Source organism: Helicobacter pullorum NCTC 12824 (genome assembly GCF_017979475.1).
GTDB lineage: Bacteria > Campylobacterota > Campylobacteria > Campylobacterales > Helicobacteraceae > Helicobacter_D > Helicobacter_D pullorum.
In genome coordinates this window covers 197,504-217,595 of sequence record NZ_JAERIT010000002.1, presented here as the reverse complement: position 1 = coordinate 217,595, position 20,092 = coordinate 197,504, and the positions used below count along the sequence as shown (strand labels likewise).

The window sequence follows — 20,092 nt, the reverse complement described above, 5'->3', positions numbered from 1 at the left end:
TCTTAGAATCTAAAATTGAAGTTAAGATTTTATCTAAAAAATTATTATTTTATAGTTATCTTAAAATAATCTATCATCTATAAGAAGGCTTATCATTACTTGATAGCCTTTGGAGGTTTTTTGGCTGTAATGTAATAAATGCAACCCAAAAATGCTATAAGACCCCCTATATACCCAATGAAACTGACATTAAGCTTATCCACTACAATCCCGCCAATAAACGCTCCACTACCTATTCCGATGTTATAAATTCCAGAAAACATAGACATGGCAATAGAAGTAGCTTTTGGAACTAGATGAATGATTTTGGATTGAAAAGTGAGATTGAAAATTGTAATACACAATCCCCAAAAAATACAAGCAACAATCATTAAAAACGGATTATAAGAAGCAAGACGTAGGATAAATAAGCTAAAAGTAATACCAAAAATTGCAAAGTATGTGAATCCTAAAGTATGATTATCGTGGTATTTTGTAAATAAGAAGCTACCCAAAAAGCCTACTGCACCAAATGCTACCAAAATAAGAGTGATATCTGTTTTGTCAAAATTTGCACTTTTAGCTAAGAAAGGCTCAATATAGCTATATCCTGTGAAATGTGCGGTAGTTAGGAGGATTGTAAGGAGATAAATCCCTAAAAGATGAGGAGTTTTTAGAATCTGTGGCAAAGAGCGGATAGAGATAGCACCTGTGCTTGGCATTGTAGGGAAAACTCTCCAAATTACAAGCATAACAAGAAAGGCAATTGCTCCAATTACCAAAAAAGTTGTTCTCCAACCCAAATACAATCCTATAACTCGTCCTAAGGGCAATCCTGCAATAAATGCAATGGCAGTTCCTGTAACAACAAAGCTCAATGCTAAGGATTGTTTGCCTTCTGGTGCAGCACGCACAGCCATAGGAGTAGCAATAGACCAAAAAAGCGCATGAGAAAAGGCTACTCCAATCCTTGAAATAATAAGCATTGTATAGCTATTTGCCATACCAGATAGAATATGGCTAATGACAAATAAAGCCATCACACAAAGAAGCAATCTTTTTAATTCTACTTTTGAAAAAGTAAGCATTAAAGGAAGAGAGGCTAGAGCAACAACCCAAGCATACATTGAAATAAGGAAGCCAACTTTTGCTTCACTCATTTGAAAATCTTGTGCAATTAGGCTCAAAAGCCCGATGGGAACAAATTCTGAAGTATTAAGGATAAAAGCACCAAGACTAATTGCAATGACGCCAAGCCAAGTGTTTAATGAAGTGTTTTTCATTGTTTCGCCTTCAAAAGTGATTAGAAAATAAAATTGCGAATTTTATCAGAAAAGATTCTATTTGACTTTAAAGTTTTGCAACAAAAAGTGTTGGGCAATAAAAAATAAAACTTTTCATCTTTAATAAAAGTTACAAAATTTTAATCGTATAATTGCAAAAAATAAACATTTTGAGGTTTGATCAATGACACAAGAGGAATTAGACGCATTATTAAATGAAAATATATTAGATGAGGCAGATGAACAAGAAGCAAAAGTAGAAGCCAAAGAAGAGGTGCCAGAAGAACAATTTGAGGATAAACATGGGAAAATTGATGAAAGCAAAGGGGTAAAGGCAGCAGATTTTCGAATCGATTCAGATGCGAGTTGGCCACCACCACCACCAACAGTAGAACATAAAGTGGTGCATCAATTAGATGATGTTACAAGAGATTCGGAAGTCAAAGCAACAGAAACTTTTGACAAATTAGAACTTATTAGCAATGCAGGAATGGATATAGAAGAAGGATTAGCAAAGATTGAAAACTTTATTAATTCGCAAGAAGATATGTTGCAAAAACTTCATTCAAAGTTTCCTAATTTTCATACCTTTTCGCAAAAACTAGAAGAGATTGCAGAGGTTAGAGGAGTGGTAGGTAAGATTACTAATGCAGTGCAGGATGTGAGCAATGCTTCATTAGAGGCAATGGATATTATGCAATACCAAGACATTCATCGCCAAAAAATTGAACGCGTTATCAATGTAATGCGTGCGCTTTCAAGATATATGAGTTCTTTATTTGAGGGCAAAATTGATGATACAAAGCGAGTAAGCTCAGCGGTGCATATCCAAGGGGATAAAACAGAAAATGTGGTGAATGAAGAAGATATTGAAGCATTGATTGCAAGTTTTGGAAAATAATTTTAATGAATAAGGAATTAAAGAAACCAGAACTTCTTTCACCAGCAGGGAATCTTAGGAAATTAAAAATAGCTTTAGAATATGGGGCGGATGCAGTTTATGGTGGAGTAAGCCATTTTTCCTTGCGGAATCGCTCTGGTAAAGAGTTTGATTTTGAGAGTTTCAAAGAAGGGATAGAATACACACACAATAGAGGCAAGAAAATCTATGTAACCATCAATGGTTTTCCTTTTAATTCGCAAATCAAGCTTTTAGAGAAGCATATTCAAAAAATGGCAGAATTAAATCCCGATGGGTTTATTGTCGCTGCACCCGGGGTTGTGAAGCTGGCACAAGAAATTGCTCCACAAATTCCTATTCATTTATCCACGCAAGCTAATGTTTTGAATGTATTAGATGCAAAAGTTTTCTATGAAATGGGAGTAAAAAGAATAGTTGCTGCAAGAGAATTAAGCTTGAGGGATGCTATTGAAATTAAAAAAGCTTTGCCAGATTTAGAGTTAGAGATTTTTGTGCATGGGAGTATGTGTTTTGCGTTTTCTGGACGCTGTTTGATTTCTGCTTTGCAAAGTGGGCGTGTCCCAAATCGAGGCAGTTGTGCAAATGATTGTCGATTTGATTATGAATATTATGTGCGTAATCCCGATAATGGCGTAATGATGAGACTTGTAGAAGAAGAAGGCATAGGGACGCATATTTTTAATTCCAAAGATCTAAAACTCATAGAGCATCTTCCAATGATATTGGAAAGCGGGGTGATTGATTCTTTGAAAATTGAAGGAAGGACAAAATCTAGTTATTATGCCGGAATTACTGCCTTAGCTTATAGGGGGGCAATTGATGGGTATTTTAAGGGAGATTTTAGATTGCAAGAGTATGAAAAAGAGCTTGAAACGCTAAAAAATAGAGGCTTTAGTGATGGATATTTGATACATCGTCCCTATGAAAAAAACAATACACAAAATCATTTTACAGCTATTAGCGAGGGAAGTTATCAAGTCAATGCTGAAGTAAGTGAAGATGGGAAGTTTGCACTTTGTCGGCATACTATTAGAGTGGGAGAATCCAAAGAAATTGTAAGTTCGCATAACAAAGAAATCAATGAAGGTAAAAACGAATTGGGTGAGATTTATACCAATGGAGATAAAAAGTTTATGCGGTTTGATAAAATTTTGCTTGAAAATGGCAAGGAATTAGAATCTATTCATAGCGGGAATGAAAATAGGATTGTGCTTCCACTCTCACTCCCGCCTTTTAGCTTCCTGCGTCAAAAAATTTAACTTTTTTTGAAAATTTTATAAAGTGGGCAATATCCATAGACTGCACTTAATAGTGGAAGTAGTGAGATAAGCCACCACCAGCTTTGGCATACAAAGCCAAAGATGAAATAAAGTATCATTGCTATGATTAATCGAATAGTTTTATCTAAGTTGCTCATTTTTTCTCCTTTTTAAGCTCTTGCGTGAATCATTCCACTCATTACCATTGGTTTCATAAGATAAATTTTTACAAACCAATTTAACCAACTTTCTCTTGTTGCTCCAAAGCAAGGTAAGCTTGGTGCTGCACCTTTATAGTCAAACTCCACCATAACGGCTTTTCCATATCTTGTTAATAAAGGGCAAGCGGTGTAACCATCAAACTTTGCCTTTAGAGGTTCTCCGTTGAGATGTGCAATGAGATTCTCTGCAATTACAGGGTATTGTTTGCGGATACTAGCACCCGTTTTTCCTTTTGGGATTCCTGCACAATCGCCGATGGCAAATATATGCGGATATTTTTTGTGTTGTAATGTGTATTGATCTACATCAACCCAGTGTCCAGCAACATCCCCTTTTGTAATAGCAAGTCCAGAATCGCTTATAAAACTTGAAGTTGTCATTCTTGGAATCATAAATAAATAATCAAAAGGCTTTTGGATTCTCTCTTTTGCTATTTTGGAGATTCCATTTTCAGTGTAAGGCATCATTTTTTCAAAAGTGGCAATATTGTTATTTGTGTCAATTTCTACTAAATTATGTTGTTTGGAATATGGCATATTTCGCCCTATAAAAAATTGCTCTATCATTGCTGCGTGTATAGGACTAGAAAGCATAGAATTTCCACCTGCATAAAGGTGCATTTCAACTTTATCTCTCAAGCCTTGTTTGGTTAATCTATCTTCTAATAAAAAATAAATTTTTTTATTTGCGCCACCACATTTGATAGCGGTATTTGGTTCTGCAAAGAGGACTTTACCGCCACTTTTTTCAATTTTATTAAACATTTCTTGAGCTTTTAGTGCGCCATCTGCAGTGTATATGGTTGTAATATTTGTATTTTTATCATTAATGATATTTTCATCAAGCCCTTTGACTTTTTCAAATTCATAGGTGGTTCCAGTGGCGATGATGAGATAATCATAGTTGTATATTTGATTGCTTGTAGTTGTTAATGTCTTGTTATCGGGATTTACAAGGGAAATGTTTTCTTTAATCCACTTTACTTTGCTATCAAGCAATTCTTCTTTTTTGTATAAAGTATCTTGCTTATTGTATATTCCACCTGCAATGAGTGTAAAACCGGGCTGATAGTATAAAATGGGGTCTGCATCAAAGATTGTAATTTTGGCATTAGGTAAGTCTTTGATGAGTTTTGCAGAAAGTGAAATACCTCCAAGCCCAGCACCAATGATTGCAATATTTGGAGCTAAAGTAGATTTAGCTTGAGCGGCTGTTGGCATTAGAGTTGATGTTCCAAGTGCTATTCCGCTTACCCCCATTATTTTCAACAAATCACGACGACTTATTTTTTTGTCTTGCATAATTTTACTCCATAATAAATTGATATGGAATAATTATAATATATAAGCTTTTTGAAAAGAGGTGATAAAGTCACAAAAAGTAAATTATTTTTTAATCTAAATGGCGTTTGAAGCGATAAGATATAGAGAAGTAGCAAAGGTAATTTGAATAGAAATTGTGAAAAATATAAACACTCTAAAGAAGAACTTTAGAGTGTTAGTAGAGTAAAGTTTGTTGGAGGGAATTTAAGAGTTTTATGTCTTTGCCAAAGCTTTTTTGGTAGATAATGTAGTTTGCTAAGACTTTTTTCCCATATTTTCTTGTTTCTTCATAGGGTATCATTTCCATACTATACCAAGGATCTAGTGGATTTGATTTTTTAAAAAGTTGATTTTTTGCAAGTAATCTTCTAGTAAATCCCGGACCGCCATTGTAAGCATAAGAAACAAACAAGGGGTGTTTAAATTCTTTGATAAGTGGGCGTGTAAAATATTCCGCATAAGGGATATTGATTGCAGGATCAAACATATCTGGGTAGCTAATTTTGTTTTCTTCTTTAAATTTTTTTGCAAGCGCTGTTACATTAAAGGGCATAAGCTGCATTACCCCTAATGCATAGGAAGTAGAAATAGCCGTAGGAATAAATAGGCTTTCTTGTCGTCCTAATGCGTATAAAAGAGCTTTTGTGTCATTGGAATAAGGGCTAAGAATTTCAGCAAAGGGTTTGAGAAAGTATTCTTTATCTTTTTGTTTGTTAAGCCAAACAAAATGGGGTTTTGTATCAGAGTGATAGACTTTTTGGAGAATAGGTTGAGATGGATTTTTTTGATAAGAATCTTTGATAATTTCCCATTCAAAAGGGTTTTTTGTATTCCATTTTGCAAGAGTGGTTGGTGTTTTTATATCATAGAGTATCTCAAATTGTGGAGTGTTGTTTGTGATTTCTAGACTTGCTAGAGTATAAATATCAGCAGATTTTGATTGGGATAGTTTGTGGAGATAATTGATATCTTTGCTGGCAAGATAAGCCCAAAAGATTCCGCGATTTTTTTCAAAAGTGTATTTTGCAACTTGGCTAGAATGCAAAAAATATTGCAATGAATCTTGAGCATTGTTGTATTTGATAGCATTTATTCCCAAATAAAAAGCACTTTCATCATCTAAAAATTGCAGAATCTCTTTGGGTGAAATTTGAGTTAAAGAATAATTTAGGTTTTGCATATTGGGATTGATAATTACTTGACGCAAGAATCTCATAAAGGCAATGTTATTTTGTGAAATATATTGGATAAGTGTAGCTTTTGGTATGGGGGCATTGAGTTTTTGTTTTAGTTCTTGTGAAACATTGAAATAGAAACTTGCAAAAGTTTTGGAATCGGTTTTTATGAGATTTAAAAAGGGATCTTTAGAGGCTAGGATTCTAAGGTGAGTTGATAACATTTTATCTTGTTTTTCAAGTTTTTTAGAGAGGTTTAAAAGAGTTTTTTTATCAAGCGTTTGAGATTCTTTGAGTGTTAGACCAAAGGCAATACATTGTGTATCTTGTTTGAGGAGTTTGGGTAATGGCATTTGTTGGCAGATAGTTTTACGCGATAGGGTTTTATTATCTCCCTTTTTATAGTATAAACTAAAAATTTTTGCATTTTCTCTTGAGGTGAGTTTGTAAGCTTGAGTAGCCTCTTTTGGGGTGATATTTTGCTGTAAAAAAAGCCAAATATAAAAATCGCGTGAAATTCCTTTGGGTTGATTTTTTAAATATTCTAATGTAATATCTTTTGCATTTGCGACAAGGCAAAATAATAGAGTGAGTAAGGCAATAATAAGTTTCATTTTTTATCCTAAAAGCTATGGGCAAAACTAAAGAGTAGTTTAACAAAAAATAGATTGATAAATTGTAATGCCAAAATGACAATTATTGGAGCAATATCAATTCCTCCGATAATTGTTGGCATAAAACGACGAATCTTAGCATAAATGGGCTCTGTTAGTTTATAAAGGATTTGAACTATCGGATTATAAGGGTCTGGACGCACCCAAGAAATCAGTGCTGCAATAATAACTACCCAAATATAAATGTTAATAACCATATTCAAAATATGTGCAATGGCTTCAATGAATGTGCTAATAACCATATTATTTCCTTATAATATCTTTTAGATAAAATCGTAGAAATGGGAATAAATCGCTTAACTCTGGACCATGCTCGGCACCTGTTAGGAGAAATCTTAGGGGTTTGAAGAAAGATTTGCCTTTGAGATTTGAAGCACTCATGGCGAGATTTTTGAATTCTTCATAGCTTTTTTGGGAGCAATCTTGTGTGGCAAGTATCTCCAAAAGAGAGTTTTGTAGAATCTCTAATTCTTTTTGGAAATCTACCATTGTAACTTCATTGAGGAGCAAGGATTTTTTGACAAAAATTTTATCAATTTTATCTCGCAATTCATTGAGAGTGCTTGCTTCTTGCAAATAGAGTTTTGCTAAAGCACCAATGCTAGAATCTTTATAGCCCAAAAGTGCTGCTAAATCTTGTTCGTTAAGTAGCTTGAAATGCTCTCGATTGAGGAAGCGGAGTTTGTTAATATCAAATTTAGCCGGTGCTTTTGCAATATTTTCAATTTTAAACCACTGGATTGAATCTTTGAGTGTAAAGACTTCACAAGGGGTTTTGTTGCCCATTAAAATGAGATAATTTGCAATCGCTTGTGGCAAATAACCTTCATTAAGTAGCCATTGGACGCTAGAAGCATTATCGCGTTTGCTCATTTTTTTGCCTTCTTCATTAAGTAAAATGGGCAAATGAGCAAACTCTATGTTTTTTTGATAGTTTAGGGCTTGGTGAATCAACATTTGCTTGGGCGTGTTGCTTACATGGTCTTCCCCACGCACAATAAAATCAATATCATAAAGCATATCATCAACTGCACAAGCGAAGTTGTAAGTTGGGATTCCATCATCTTTTAAGATGACAAAGCTATCTAATTCATTGGGGGCAAATTCTATTTTTCCTTTGATTTTGTCAGTAAATTCCATAGGAGTTTTAGAGCCTTTTAAACGAATTGTGGGCTTTGGATTGGAATCTTTTTGTAATTCTGCCCACGAATCATCATACCTAAAGGCTTTGTGTTCATTTTTGGCTTCTTCCCTTTTTTGCTCCAAAAATTCTTTGGTGCAATAGCAGTAAAAAGCTTTATTTTGAGAAATTAGATAATCAGCTAGTTGGCGATGTCTTGGGAAATTCTCACTTTGATAAACAAGCATATCCCATTTAATCCCAAAAAGAGTAAGTAAAAACATAATATCTTTGTCTTTGCCTTCAATGTTTCTTGCAATATCAGTATCTTCAATGCGTAGAAGAAATTTTTCATTTCTTTGGAGGGATAAAATATAATTGAAAATAGCTGCACGTAGATTCCCTATGTGCATATCTCCTGTTGGGCTTGGTGCGAATCTAAGCATATAGAACCTTGAAATAAAAATAGAATAAATGGGAATTTTACCATAAAGAAACTTGAAAATTTTCATAATTTTAGAATTTGGATAATGAGATTGGTGCTATAATGTTAAAAATAATTATTGAGGTTTTTTGAGATGTTTTTTAGTAAATATTCTGCAAGTGGGAATGATTTTATTTTGATGCATACTTTTAGATACAATGAGGATTCTTATAGCGACTTGGCAAAGCAAATTTGTCATCGTCAAGAAGGTATTGGGGCAGATGGATTGATTGTTTTGAAGCCTCATAGGGAATATGATTTTGAATGGGAATTTTATAATGCAGATGGCAGTGTAGCTGAAATGTGCGGAAATGGAAGTAGGGCGGCTGGTATGTATGCTAGAGATTTGGGTTTGGCTGGGAATAGTCAGAAATTTTTGAGTAAGGCAGGGGTGATTGGAGTTGAGATAGAAGGGGATTGGGCTGAAAGTGCATTGAGTAAAGCAGAGGTTTTAAAGAAGGATATTTGCGAATTTGGTAAGAATTGGTGGTTAATAAATACAGGCGTGCCTCATTTGGTTTGTGAGGATTTAGAGATTATGGGGTTGAATAAAGAAGATTTGAGATTTTTAAGGCATAAATATAATGCAAATATCAATATAGCTTCTTGTAGAGAAGATAGAGTGTTGGCAAGAACTTTTGAGCGAGGAGTTGAAGATGAAACTCTAGCTTGTGGGACAGGAATGGCAGCAATGTTTTATTATTTGTTATTAGCTAATAAAGTCAAGAATCCTTGTCTTTTTAATCCTGCAAGCAAAGAGGATTTGTATCTAAGGGAGGAAAATGGCAAGTTATATCTCAAAGGGAAAGTGAGAAAAATTTGTGATTTTATTTATCCTTAATGACAAATTTTTCATTTTCTAGGGTGATAGGAAAGATTTCTTTGGTTTTGAGATTTACCAAAAAACATTCATCGCCATTTTCTAATTCATATCTTTCTTTGGGATAGAGTGAAAGTCGTCTTTGGACTTCCTCTAAATCCTCACACAATGCACTAAAGCCAAACATTACAAGTTTATAATCAAAATCTTCCATTAGAGTGATTTTATCCTTGCTACTCCACTATCAATAGCTGCTTGTGCTACGGCATTGGAAATAAAATCTTTTAATCTTGTATCAAAGGGTGAAGGGATAATATATTCTTTGCCAAATTCAAATTTTCTTTTATGGATTTTTTCTAATTCTGCTTTTAAATCATTGGGTATTTCTGCTTGAGCGAGTTGTGCTAAAGCATTTGCTGCAGCAAGTTTCATTTCTTCATTAATTGCTTTTGCTCGAGCTTTTAATGCCCCTCTAAAAATATATGGAAATCCTAAGACATTATTGATTTGGTTTGGGTAATCACTTCTGCCAGTTGCTATAATTGCATCAGGACGAACTTCTTTGATGACTTCAGGGCTAATTTCTGGAATAGGATTACTCATCACAAAAATCATAGGATTCTTATTCATTCCTTCAATATCTTTAGCTTCTAAAATATTTCCTTTGGATAATCCAAGCAATACATCTGCACCTTCTAAGGCTTCTTTGAAGCTATTAATTTCTTTATCTACAATAAAATCTTTTTTGAAGCCATTTAAATTATCTTTTCTGTGGGTGGTAATTGCCCCTTTGCTATCAAACATAATAATTTCTTTTACGCCAAGCTTTTTGGCAATTTTCGCACAAGCAATTGCCGCACCACCCGCACCTAAGACCACTACTTTTAAATCATTGATTTTTTTGTTTGTAATTTTAGCCCCATTGATGATTCCAGCAGCTGAAATAATAGCTGTCCCATGTTGGTCATCGTGCATAATTGGAATATCCAAAGATTCTTTGAGCTGTTTTTCGATATAAAAACATTCAGGCGCTTTAATATCTTCTAGGTTAATCCCTCCAAAAGTTGGCGCAATGGCTTTTATGATTTCTACAAATTTATCTGGATCTTTTTCATTGACTTCTATATCAAAAGCATTGATATTTGCAAACTTTTTAAATAAAACTGCCTTGCCTTCCATTACAGGTTTTCCGGCTAATGCACCAATATCACCCAAACCTAAAACAGCAGTCCCATTTGAAATAACTGCCACAAGATTGCCTTTAGAAGTGTATTCATAAGCCATATTAGGATCTTTTTGAATTTCTTTGCAAGGCACTGCAACTCCGGGTGAGTAAGCAAGGGATAAATCATGTTCATTTTCTACGCGAGTTCTGGGTATAACTTCGAGTTTTCCACCTTTGTGATAAGGAAGTGAATCAGGATAAGTTTGTTTTAAATCTTCCATAGCTTGGACCTTCTTAAATGAGTAAAATTTGTAGAGGATTTAATCAAAAATAAAATAAAAGAAAACTTAATTTAGTAAAGATAAAGTTATAAAATTTTATTTTGTGGAATGAATGAGTGGGGAGGAAATATCGCCAGAGATTGTGTATTTGTTTTCACCTTTGCGGTTGGTAAGTGTGAAATCTCCCTTTAATTTTTTATTGTTTAGATTGGTAACAATTTTTTGGGATTGAATTTTGAGTGCATTGCTTTGGAGTTGAATCCTGCTTTGTATGGTTTTATCTTGGAGGATGGTATTGTAAATGTAACCACTAAAATTTTCTTTTGCAATATTTTGTTGTGTTTTGGATTGAAATTCTCTTAGAAGTGGTGAATCTTGGAAAGTAAGTTTGTGAATATCAAAGTTGATATTGCTAATTTGAAGATTAAAGTCATTATTGAGGCTGAAATTTCCTATCCCATTAAAATAATGTGGAATTTTATCAAAAAGCGTGTAAATTTGGCTAGAAGGTATTTGATTGATTCGCAAGATAAAATTTTGAGGTGTAAGTAGAAGGGAGAAGGGATTTTCTGAGTTTTCATAAATAATATTTCCTTTTAAATCAAAAGAATCTTTTGTGTAGTTTCCGCTAGATTTTAGTGAGCCTTGGAGGGCGGTTTTATTCTGAAAAGAAAGGTTTTGGAGTTTGCTAACTTCAAATTCTGTGGGAAAATTGAAATCAAAAGGATGAAGTGTAAAATGTCCTTGTTGTGTTTTAAGAAGAATGAGATTAGATTGAAGTGTGTAATCCAAAAGTCCGCTTCCATTGGCAAGTTCGATTTTTGAATCAAAGATAAAATGAGTAGAGGGGAAGCCTATTTGGATTTTTTCTTCTAAAAGAGGGCTATTGATGAATAGATTCTGGCTTTTTAGGGTAATGATGCCTGAGATTCCATGAGAAAAATCTCTCAAATCCATATTTAAGTCAATATTGCCTTCAAAATAGGGATTTTTATTGAAAAGCAAAAAGAGAGAATGCGCCTTGAGATTTTTAGAGGAAATTTTGAGTGTTTTGGGTTTAAGGTTTTGTAGGTTTAAGTTGTAATTTAGCGGAGAGTTAGAAAGCTGTATTTCCCCATCTAAAAGCATATTTTTAAAATCGCCCTTAGCGATTCCTTTTGCACTAAAGGCACCATTAAGTGGGAGTTTAAAAAAGGGCGAAAGGGGAGAGAGATTTGCAAGTTCAATATTAAAATCGGTATTGGTTGCAAGAGATTGGATATTGGTTGTTCCATTAAGAGTGATGTCTCCTAGAGTGGAGTAAATTTTAAGTTGATGGGTGAAAGTATTTTGTGCAATAGAGGATTGGAGTTCCCCCATAAAATTAGTTTGAGGGATTCTAAGATTGAAATCTGATAAGAAGGCTTCTTGGTTTAATTCTCCACCTTCAATATTAATATTGAGAGTGCCATCAAACTTTTCTTCATTTTTGGAGAGATTGGTTGTGAGGTTGATAATCCCATCTCCATATTGTTTTTCTTCAAGCATTTCTAATAAATAAGCCAAAGAGCCGTTTTTAAGGTCAAGCTTAAGGTGTTGGAGGTTGAGATAATGGAAATATGCCATTATATCGCTTTGAGAATCTATCAAATTACTTGAGGCTTGGAGAATGTAATTGTCAAAGTCTCCTGCAAATTTTCCTTCAATCCATTGATTTTCTTTGAAGTATAGAGTATGCTGATTGAAATGTGTTGCAAAGCCTTTTGAATGTGCGAAAAATTCCCCCTTTAATGTGCGTAAAAAAAGCGAATATTCCCCTTGTGCAAATAATTCTAAATTCCCATCTTTAGCACTAAATTCTAAAGAGAAATGGCTAGGAGTGAGCTTAAAAGAGTTGCTTTTCCATTGCATTTGTGTATGCGTTTGGAGAGTTGCTAAAAGAGCTTTGGCTAAAAAATAATTTCCAAATGGAGAAAAAATAAAGCCCAGCAAAGTTAAAATGATAATAGCAACAGCACAAAAACTAAGAAAAATTTTGGAAGAAAATAGTTTTTTCATGTGAAAAATTTTAATGAAAGTATGGTTAAAAATACTTTAACAAAGGTAAAATAATACTTGTTTAATGCAAAATAGAGTAGAATTTACAAATTGTATGTTATCCAAAAATCAAAAAGGATTATAATGGACTATAAAGAAACATTGGAATTGCCAAATACTTCCTTTCCTATGAGGGGTAATCTCCCGCAAAATGAACCAAAGACTTATCAAAAATGGAAAGACAATGCAATCTATGATCGCATTTTGGAGAATCGTAAAAATGCAAGTGAGAGTTTTAATTTGCATGATGGACCACCTTATGCAAATGGACATTTGCATATTGGGCATGCTTTAAATAAAATTTTAAAAGATATCATTGTTAAATTCCACTATTTTCAAGGCAAAAAGGTTTTTTATACGCCCGGTTGGGATTGTCATGGGTTGCCAATAGAACAGCAAGTGGAGAAAAAACTCGGAAAAGAAAAAAAGGATTCTTTGCCCAAAACAAAAATCCGCGAACTTTGTAGAAAACATGCACAAGAATTTGTCGAGATTCAAAAGAATGAGTTTTTGGAACTCGGAGTAATAGGGGATTTTGATAATCCTTATAAAACAATGGAATTTGCTTTTGAAGCAGAGATTTATAAAGCTTTGTGTGAAGTGGCTAAAAAAGGTTTATTAAAAGAACGCAGCAAGCCTGTATATTGGAGTTGGGCTTGTCAAACCGCTTTGGCAGAGGCAGAAGTGGAATATGAAGAAAAAGAAAGCGATTCTGTTTTTGTGGCATTTGCTTTGCAAGATAGTGCTTTAGAAGCAATTGGAGCAAGAGAGGTTGGGCTAGAGCAAGCTTATTGTGTGATTTGGACGACTACACCATGGACTTTGCCAGCAAATAGTGGAATTGCACTCAATCCAAATGAAGATTATGCACTCACAAGTGATGGGAAAATAATCCTCGCTTCAGAGGTAGAAAAGCTAGCAGCTTTGGGGGTTGTAGAAAATAAAATTTTAAAAGTATTTAAAGCATCGATTTTGGAAAATACATTTGCCACTAATCCTCTAAATGGAAGAGATTCAAAGATTATTTTGGGAGAACATGTAGCAGTGGGTGATGGAAGTGGCTGTGTGCATACGGCACCCGGACATGGAGAAGATGATTATTTTGTGGGTTTAAAATATAATTTGCCAATGCTAATGCCTGTTGATGATAATGGTTGCTATGATGAGACTTTGATAAAAGAAAAATTATTTTTTAATCCTGATGAGTTTGTTGGAAAATTTGTTTTTGAAACGCACCCAAGAATCTTTGAGCTTTTGGGTAAAAATCTTTTGTTACATACCAAAATTAGACATTCTTATCCACATTGTTGGCGTTCTCACAAGCCGATTATCTTCCGTGCGACTAAGCAATGGTTTATTGTCATGGATGAACCTTTTAGCAAGGAAGGAAAAACTTTGCGTGAGGTGGCATTAGAGGAGATTGATAAAACAAGATTTTTTCCAGAACATGGCAAAAATAGAATCCGCTCTATGATTGAAAATCGTCCAGATTGGTGTATTTCAAGGCAAAGGGATTGGGGCGTGCCTATTGCATTTTTTAGGGATAAACGCAGTGGAGAAGTGCTTTTGGATTCGGAAATTTTGGATTTTGTAGCCGAGATTTTTGAAAAAGAAGGTTGTGATGTATGGTGGAGCAAGGAAATTAAAGATTTATTGCCTCAAAAATACCAAAAAGATTCGGAGCATTTTGAGAAGATTCATCATATTTTAGATGTTTGGTTTGATAGTGGAAGCACTTGGAAAGCGGTGCTAAAAAGCGAGAATTATCGTAGTGGAAGTTATCCTGCAGATATGTATTTAGAGGGGAGCGATCAACATAGGGGTTGGTTTCATAGCTCTTTGCTTGTAAGCTGCGCTGTGAATGAAAAGGCACCTTATAAAAGCATTTTAACTCATGGTTTTACAATGGATGAAAATGGTGAGAAAATGAGTAAATCCAAAGGAAATGTGATTGTCCCAAAAGAAGTATTAAAGGAATTTGGAAGCGAGATTTTAAGGCTTTGGGTGGCAATGAGTGATTACCAAAATGATCAAAGAATCTCCCAAAATATTTTAAAGCAAGTGGGAGAGAATTATCGTAAAATTCGCAATACAATACGCTTTTTATTGGCAAATACCAATGGTTTAGATGAACTTCAAGTAGAGAATTTTAATCAGATTGATTTGTGGATACTCAAGCAAGCAAGAGAATGCTTCAATGAAGTCAATAGGCTTTTTGGGGAATATGAGTTTTCTAAAGCGATTCAAGAATTAACTTATTTTTTGAATGTAGAGCTTAGTGGCATTTATTTGGATATTTGTAAGGATAATTTGTATTGCAATGCCCTAACTTCCAAAGAACGCAAAGCAAGTCAGAGTGTAATGGCACTTATTACAGGAAGACTTTTTGGTATTTTAGCGCCGATTTTTACTTATACTATCAATGAAGCATTGGAGCATACTCAAAGCAAAGCGGTATTAGAATCTTGTGGCATTTCTAAGTGTGGTGATGTTTTTGAGATTCTTTATACTCCATTGCCGAGTTTTGAAAATCCTAAATTTGACTTTGAGAAATTACTTGCTTTGAGAAGTGTATTTTTAGAACAAATTGATGGGCTTAAAAAGGATTCTGTGATTAAATCAACTTTGGAAGTGGATTTGGCAGTCCCACAAGCAATGTTAGAATTTGAAGAATTGAATCTTTGGCTTATGGTAAGTCAAATAAGAAGTGAAGTCAAAGGAGAAGTTTTGGCTAGTTTTGTATTTGAGGGAATGGAATATAAGATTTTAAAAGCGCAAGGCTTTAAATGCCCTAGATGTTGGCAATATATTTCGCAAGAAGTGGATGAGCCTTGCAAAAGGTGCAAAGAAGTGTTGGAGGGGCAATAGTGTTTGAGAATTTTTTTGATTTTTCTAAGCCTGTTGGAGCCGATGAAACTTGGGTGAGTATTTTTGTCGTCGTGTTTTTGATGTGGATGGGGTATAAGTTTCTTAAAAAACAAGCAAAAAAGCACTAAAATGCTTTATCTTGCAGGGGAGTAGAAGAAAGTAGGGATATTTAAGAAAATATTAAATAACAAAACTATATAATTCTACTTCCGTTTTTAAATGGCTCGATAGCTCAGTCGGTAGAGCAGGAGACTGAAAATCTCCGTGTCGGTGGTTCGATTCCGCCTCGAGCCACCACTTTTTATGCTACATAATGTTTCAAATATGATAATACAAAAAATCCCTAAATATCGCTACTCAAAGCTTTAGAATCTAACACAATACCAAATGGAATTAAAAATCAAAAAATGCAAGAAAGATTCTATATAAAATTGCTCAGTGAAAATTGCCTATACTTTTTATCATAAAAGCAATTTGTGATAGATAAGAGAAAAATAAAACACTTCATTTTGTTGTTTAAGAGTTAATTTCCCCTCACACTTTTTAGGTAAATATCAGCTATGAAATGTTTTATCTCTATATTTATTGATGAGGTTGTTGTAATTTTATTGATTTCTTTTTTTTGATTGTTTTTTGTAATACCGAGTGCTTTTGAAAAAGACGCTTTTTTGCTTCTTTTAATTTCTTTCCTAACAAATCATTAGATTTTTGCACATTATAGCCCCAAAGAGTAATTTTTTAGCATGTGAAAATTGATAATACTTTGGCTATAATTATGGTTAAACTCCACAAAAGGTAATGAATCTAAACTATGCAAAAATTTGTTTTAAACTCATCTTACAAACCAGCAGGGGACCAGCCACAAGCCATAGAAAAGCTGAGTGGCTTTATCAAAGATGGTTCTCAATACCAAACCTTAATTGGTGTTACAGGTAGTGGGAAAACTTTTTCTATGGCACATATTATTCAAGAGTTGCAAATGCCAACTTTGATTATGACGCACAATAAAACTCTTGCCGCACAGCTTTTTAGTGAGTTTAAAGGATTTTTCCCCAAAAACCATGTGGAATATTTTATTTCTCACTTTGATTATTATCAGCCAGAAGCGTATATCCCTCGTCAAGATTTATTTATTGAAAAAGATTCTAGCATTAATGATGAGTTGGAGAGATTGAGATTATCTGCGACTACTTCACTTTTGGCTTATGATGATACGATTGTGGTAGCATCAGTGTCTGCAAACTATGGTTTGGGGAATCCCAAAGAATACTTGGAGATGATAGAAAAGTTTGAAGTAGGCGAGAGTTATCATCAAAAATCTATGCTTTTGCGATTGGTGGAAATGGGCTATAAACGCAATGATTCATTCTTTGATAGAGGGGATTTTAGGGTAAATGGAGAAGTGGTTGATATTTATCCAGCTTATAGTGAAGATGAAGTGGTGAGATTGGAATTTTTTGGTGATGAATTGGAGAAAATTACAATCCTAGATAGCATTGACAAAAAACCTATAAGAAATTTAGAATCTTTTGTATTATATGCTGCAAATCCTTTTATTGTTGGGGCTGATAGGCTAAAGATAGCAATCAAAAGTATTGAAAAAGAGCTTGCAGAACGACTGGATTTTTTTAAAAAAGAAAATAAAATGGTGGAATATGAGAGGCTCAAATCTCGCACAGAGTTTGATTTGGAAATGATAGAATCAACGGGAATTTGCAAGGGGATAGAAAATTATGCAAGGCATTTAACAGGCAAAAAACCCGGTGAGACACCTTATTCTTTGTTGGATTATTTTGCCCAAAAAAACAAGCCTTATTTATTGATTGTAGATGAATCGCATGTGAGTTTGCCACAATTTGGCGGAATGTATGCAGGCGATAGAAGTCGCAAAGAAGTGCTTGTGGAGTATGGATTCCGCTTGCCTAGTGCATTGGATAACCGCCCTTTGAAATATGAGGAATTTATCCACAAAGCCCCACATTTCCTTTTTGTTTCTGCTACACCCGCACAAAAAGAGTTAGAGTTAAGCAAGAATCATATTGCAGAGCAATTAATTCGACCAACGGGCTTGCTAGACCCTATTTATGAAGTTTTGAGTGTAGAAAATCAAGTAGAAGTGCTGTATGATGAGGCTAAAAAAGTCATTGCAAGGGGCGAGAAGGTGCTAGTAACGGCACTTACTAAAAAAATGGCAGAGGAATTGACGCGGTATTATAGCGATTTGGGGTTGAAAGTGCGGTATATGCATTCAGAAATTGATGCAATTGAGCGTAATCAAATCATCAGAGGACTTAGAGTAGGGGAATTTGATATTTTGGTGGGAATTAATCTTTTGCGTGAAGGGCTTGATTTGCCCGAAGTTTCTTTGGTGGCGATTTTGGACGCGGACAAAGAGGGATTTTTGCGTAGTGAGACGAGTTTGATTCAAACAATGGGAAGAGCTGCTAGAAATGTCAATGGAAGGGTTTTGCTCTTTGCAGACAAAATTACCCCTTCGCTTAAAAAGGCGATGGAAGTTACAGATTATCGTAGGGCAAAACAAGAAGCCTTTAACAAAGCTCATAATATCACGCCACAAAGTGTTTCAAGAAAACTTGATGAAAATCTAAAAAATCAAGATTTGGGAATGCTTTATGAAAAGGCTAAAAAGAAAGAAAAAATGCCAAAAATAGAGAGAGAAAAGCTAGTAAAAGAACTCACCAAAAAAATGCATGAAGCTGCTAAAAGATTGGATTTTGAGGAAGCAGCAAGATTAAGAGATGAAATAGCAAAAATGCGGAGTCTATAAGAGTTTAAGAAAGAATTTATTATGATTTTGCAATCTATTTTTTAAGGATTTTTATGGTTCAAATTACTGGACTTTCTATGCAATATGCAACAAAAAAGCTTTTTGAAAATGTCAATTTGAAGCTTGATAAGGGCAAAAGATATGGGTTAATTGGGGCAAATGGCGCAGGAAAATCTACTTTTTTAAAGATATTAAGTGGTGAGATTGAGCCTACAAGTGGGGATATTTCTTTTAATCCTAATGCAAGACTTGGAGTTTTGGGGCAAAATCAGTTTGCTTTTGAGGATTTTAGTATCAAAGATTGTGTGCTTTATGGAAATAAACGCTTGTATGATGCAATCAAAGAAAAAGAAAAACTTTATGAAGCAGGTGATTTTAGCGATGAGGTTAATGAGCGTCTAGGGGAGCTAGAGATAATTTGTGCAGAAGAGGATCCTACTTATGAATATGATGTGCAAATTGAGAAGATTTTGGAGGATTTGGGGTTTTCTGCTACGATTCATGATGAATTGATGAGTACTCTTACAGGGGGAGATAAGTTTAAAGTGCTTTTGGCTCAAGTGTTGTTCCCTAAACCGGATATTTTGTTTTTAGATGAACCGACAAACAATTTGGATTTGCGTGCAATTAGTTATCTTGAAGAGCAGTTGAAGCGGCATGAAGGGACGCTTGTAGTTATTTCGCATGATAGGCATTTTTTAAATAGTGTTTGCACGCATATATTAGATTTAGATTTTAGAAGTGTGAGGGAATTTAGCGGGAATTATGATGATTGGTATATTGCTTCAACTTTGATTGCCAAACAGCAAGAAGCCGAACGCAATAAAAAACTCAAAGAAAAAGAAGAATTAGAATCTTTTATTGCGAGATTTTCTGCTAATGCTTCTAAGGCAAAACAAGCCACAAGCCGCCAAAAGCAACTTGAAAAGCTTGATATTCAAGCCCTAGAAGTTTCAAGTCGCAGAGATCCTAGCATTGTGTTTAGGGTAAATCGAACCATTGGCAATGAGGCTTTAAATATCATAAAATTAAATTTTAGCTATGGGGATTTGTGTGTTTTAAAAGATTTGACTTTGGATATTTTGCCCGGAGATAAAATCGCATTAATTGGACGCAATGGGATTGGAAAAACTACATTTTGTGAGCTAATTTGTGAGAATCTAAAACCTCAAAGTGGCACTATTAAATGGGGTGCAACAATTGAGAGGGGGTATTTTCCTCAGAATACAACTGAAATCATCAAAGGTGAAGAGAGCCTTTATGAATATTTGCGTGGGTTTGATAAAAAGAAAGAAACAACAGAAATACGCAATGCTTTGGGTAGAATGCTTTTTAGTGGAGAGGAGCAAGAAAAAAGTGTGGGGTCACTAAGTGGTGGAGAAAAACACAGAATAATGCTAAGCAAGCTTATGTTAGAGGGTGGAAATTTTTTGGTGCTTGATGAACCAACGAATCATTTAGATTTAGAAGCAATCATTGCACTAGGGGAAGCACTTTATAAATATAGTGGGAATGTGATTTGTGTAAGTCATGATAGGGAATTAATCGATGCATTTGCAAATCGAATCATAGAGTTTAAAGAAAATAATGAAGTGGTAGATTTTCGTGGAAGCTATGAGGAATATCTTGCCTCACAAAATTTAGAATAAAGGAA

General features: G+C 34.5%; 16 protein-coding genes and 1 tRNA gene. 8 read left to right on the top strand and 9 right to left on the bottom strand.

What is annotated here, in order from left to right:
- Positions 1-95: 95 nt before the first annotated feature.
- Positions 96-1,262, bottom strand: a complete 1,167-nt coding sequence (locus JJQ98_RS02460) for a sugar transporter (RefSeq protein ID WP_151104720.1) — start codon at positions 1,260-1,262, stop codon at positions 96-98.
- A gap of 184 nt (positions 1,263-1,446) precedes the next feature.
- Here JJQ98_RS02460 and JJQ98_RS02455 point away from each other — a divergent pair, with 184 nt between their 5' ends.
- Both JJQ98_RS02455 and JJQ98_RS02450 read left to right on the top strand, forming a co-directional pair.
- Complete coding sequence (locus tag JJQ98_RS02455) at positions 1,447-2,163, top strand: chemotaxis protein (RefSeq protein ID WP_065826550.1); 717 nt, start codon at positions 1,447-1,449, stop codon at positions 2,161-2,163.
- 5 nt (positions 2,164-2,168) lie between these two features.
- Complete coding sequence (locus tag JJQ98_RS02450; protein WP_005020578.1) at positions 2,169-3,443, top strand: peptidase U32 family protein; 1,275 nt, start codon at positions 2,169-2,171, stop codon at positions 3,441-3,443.
- On the opposite strand, the gene JJQ98_RS02445 is transcribed toward JJQ98_RS02450, so the two are convergent.
- The 5 genes from JJQ98_RS02445 to gltX all read right to left on the bottom strand — a co-directional run bounded on the left by JJQ98_RS02445 (position 3,440) and on the right by gltX (position 8,402).
- Complete coding sequence (locus JJQ98_RS02445; RefSeq protein ID WP_005020580.1) at positions 3,440-3,601, bottom strand: YgaP family membrane protein; 162 nt, start codon at positions 3,599-3,601, stop codon at positions 3,440-3,442. The genes JJQ98_RS02450 and JJQ98_RS02445 overlap by 4 nt on opposite strands.
- A gap of 12 nt (positions 3,602-3,613) precedes the next feature.
- A complete protein-coding gene (locus tag JJQ98_RS02440) occupies positions 3,614-4,966 on the bottom strand; it encodes an NAD(P)/FAD-dependent oxidoreductase (protein WP_060660976.1) in 1,353 nt (450 codons plus the stop codon).
- Between the two features lie 196 nt (positions 4,967-5,162).
- Positions 5,163-6,776, bottom strand: a complete 1,614-nt coding sequence (locus tag JJQ98_RS02435) for a lytic transglycosylase domain-containing protein (RefSeq protein ID WP_151104719.1) — start codon at positions 6,774-6,776, stop codon at positions 5,163-5,165.
- Between the two features lie 8 nt (positions 6,777-6,784).
- Positions 6,785-7,078, bottom strand: a complete 294-nt coding sequence (locus tag JJQ98_RS02430; protein ID WP_005020590.1) for a YggT family protein — start codon at positions 7,076-7,078, stop codon at positions 6,785-6,787.
- 1 nt (position 7,079) lies between these two features.
- The gene (gltX, locus tag JJQ98_RS02425) at positions 7,080-8,402 is read right to left on the bottom strand and encodes a glutamate--tRNA ligase (protein ID WP_060660978.1); all 1,323 of its coding nucleotides are present in this window, start codon (positions 8,400-8,402) and stop codon (positions 7,080-7,082) included.
- Positions 8,403-8,534: 132 nt separating this feature from the next.
- Here gltX and dapF point away from each other — a divergent pair, with 132 nt between their 5' ends.
- A complete protein-coding gene (dapF, locus tag JJQ98_RS02420) occupies positions 8,535-9,281 on the top strand; it encodes a diaminopimelate epimerase (protein ID WP_151104718.1) in 747 nt (248 codons plus the stop codon).
- Here the strand turns inward: dapF and JJQ98_RS02415 are convergent.
- From JJQ98_RS02415 to JJQ98_RS02405, 3 genes are all read right to left on the bottom strand, one after another.
- The gene (locus JJQ98_RS02415) at positions 9,268-9,474 is read right to left on the bottom strand and encodes a hypothetical protein (protein ID WP_054194717.1); all 207 of its coding nucleotides are present in this window, start codon (positions 9,472-9,474) and stop codon (positions 9,268-9,270) included. The two genes, dapF and JJQ98_RS02415, sit on opposite strands and share 14 nt — an antisense overlap.
- A complete protein-coding gene (locus tag JJQ98_RS02410) occupies positions 9,474-10,706 on the bottom strand; it encodes a malic enzyme-like NAD(P)-binding protein (RefSeq protein WP_151104717.1) in 1,233 nt (410 codons plus the stop codon). The genes JJQ98_RS02415 and JJQ98_RS02410 overlap by 1 nt, the downstream gene beginning before the upstream one ends.
- Before the next feature lie 96 nt (positions 10,707-10,802).
- The gene (locus tag JJQ98_RS02405) at positions 10,803-12,743 is read right to left on the bottom strand and encodes a translocation/assembly module TamB domain-containing protein (RefSeq protein ID WP_151104716.1); all 1,941 of its coding nucleotides are present in this window, start codon (positions 12,741-12,743) and stop codon (positions 10,803-10,805) included.
- A gap of 123 nt (positions 12,744-12,866) precedes the next feature.
- On the opposite strand from JJQ98_RS02405, the gene ileS reads away from it, so the two are divergent.
- From ileS to JJQ98_RS02385, 5 genes are all read left to right on the top strand, one after another.
- The gene (gene ileS, locus JJQ98_RS02400) at positions 12,867-15,650 is read left to right on the top strand and encodes an isoleucine--tRNA ligase (RefSeq protein WP_151104715.1); all 2,784 of its coding nucleotides are present in this window, start codon (positions 12,867-12,869) and stop codon (positions 15,648-15,650) included.
- Positions 15,650-15,778: a hypothetical protein gene (locus tag JJQ98_RS08880; protein ID WP_278824237.1), complete on the top strand. Its 129-nt coding sequence runs from the start codon at positions 15,650-15,652 to the stop codon at positions 15,776-15,778. The genes ileS and JJQ98_RS08880 overlap by 1 nt, the downstream gene beginning before the upstream one ends.
- A 93-nt stretch (positions 15,779-15,871) precedes the next feature.
- Positions 15,872-15,947: transfer RNA gene (locus JJQ98_RS02395), tRNA-Phe, on the top strand.
- A gap of 514 nt (positions 15,948-16,461) precedes the next feature.
- Positions 16,462-18,438, top strand: a complete 1,977-nt coding sequence (gene uvrB / locus JJQ98_RS02390; RefSeq protein ID WP_065830369.1) for an excinuclease ABC subunit UvrB — start codon at positions 16,462-16,464, stop codon at positions 18,436-18,438.
- 53 nt (positions 18,439-18,491) lie between these two features.
- Positions 18,492-20,087 carry an ABC-F family ATP-binding cassette domain-containing protein gene (locus tag JJQ98_RS02385; protein ID WP_151104714.1) on the top strand — a complete coding sequence of 532 codons (1,596 nt, stop codon included), beginning with the start codon at positions 18,492-18,494 and terminating at the stop codon, positions 20,085-20,087.
- The last annotated feature ends 5 nt before the right edge of the window (positions 20,088-20,092 follow it).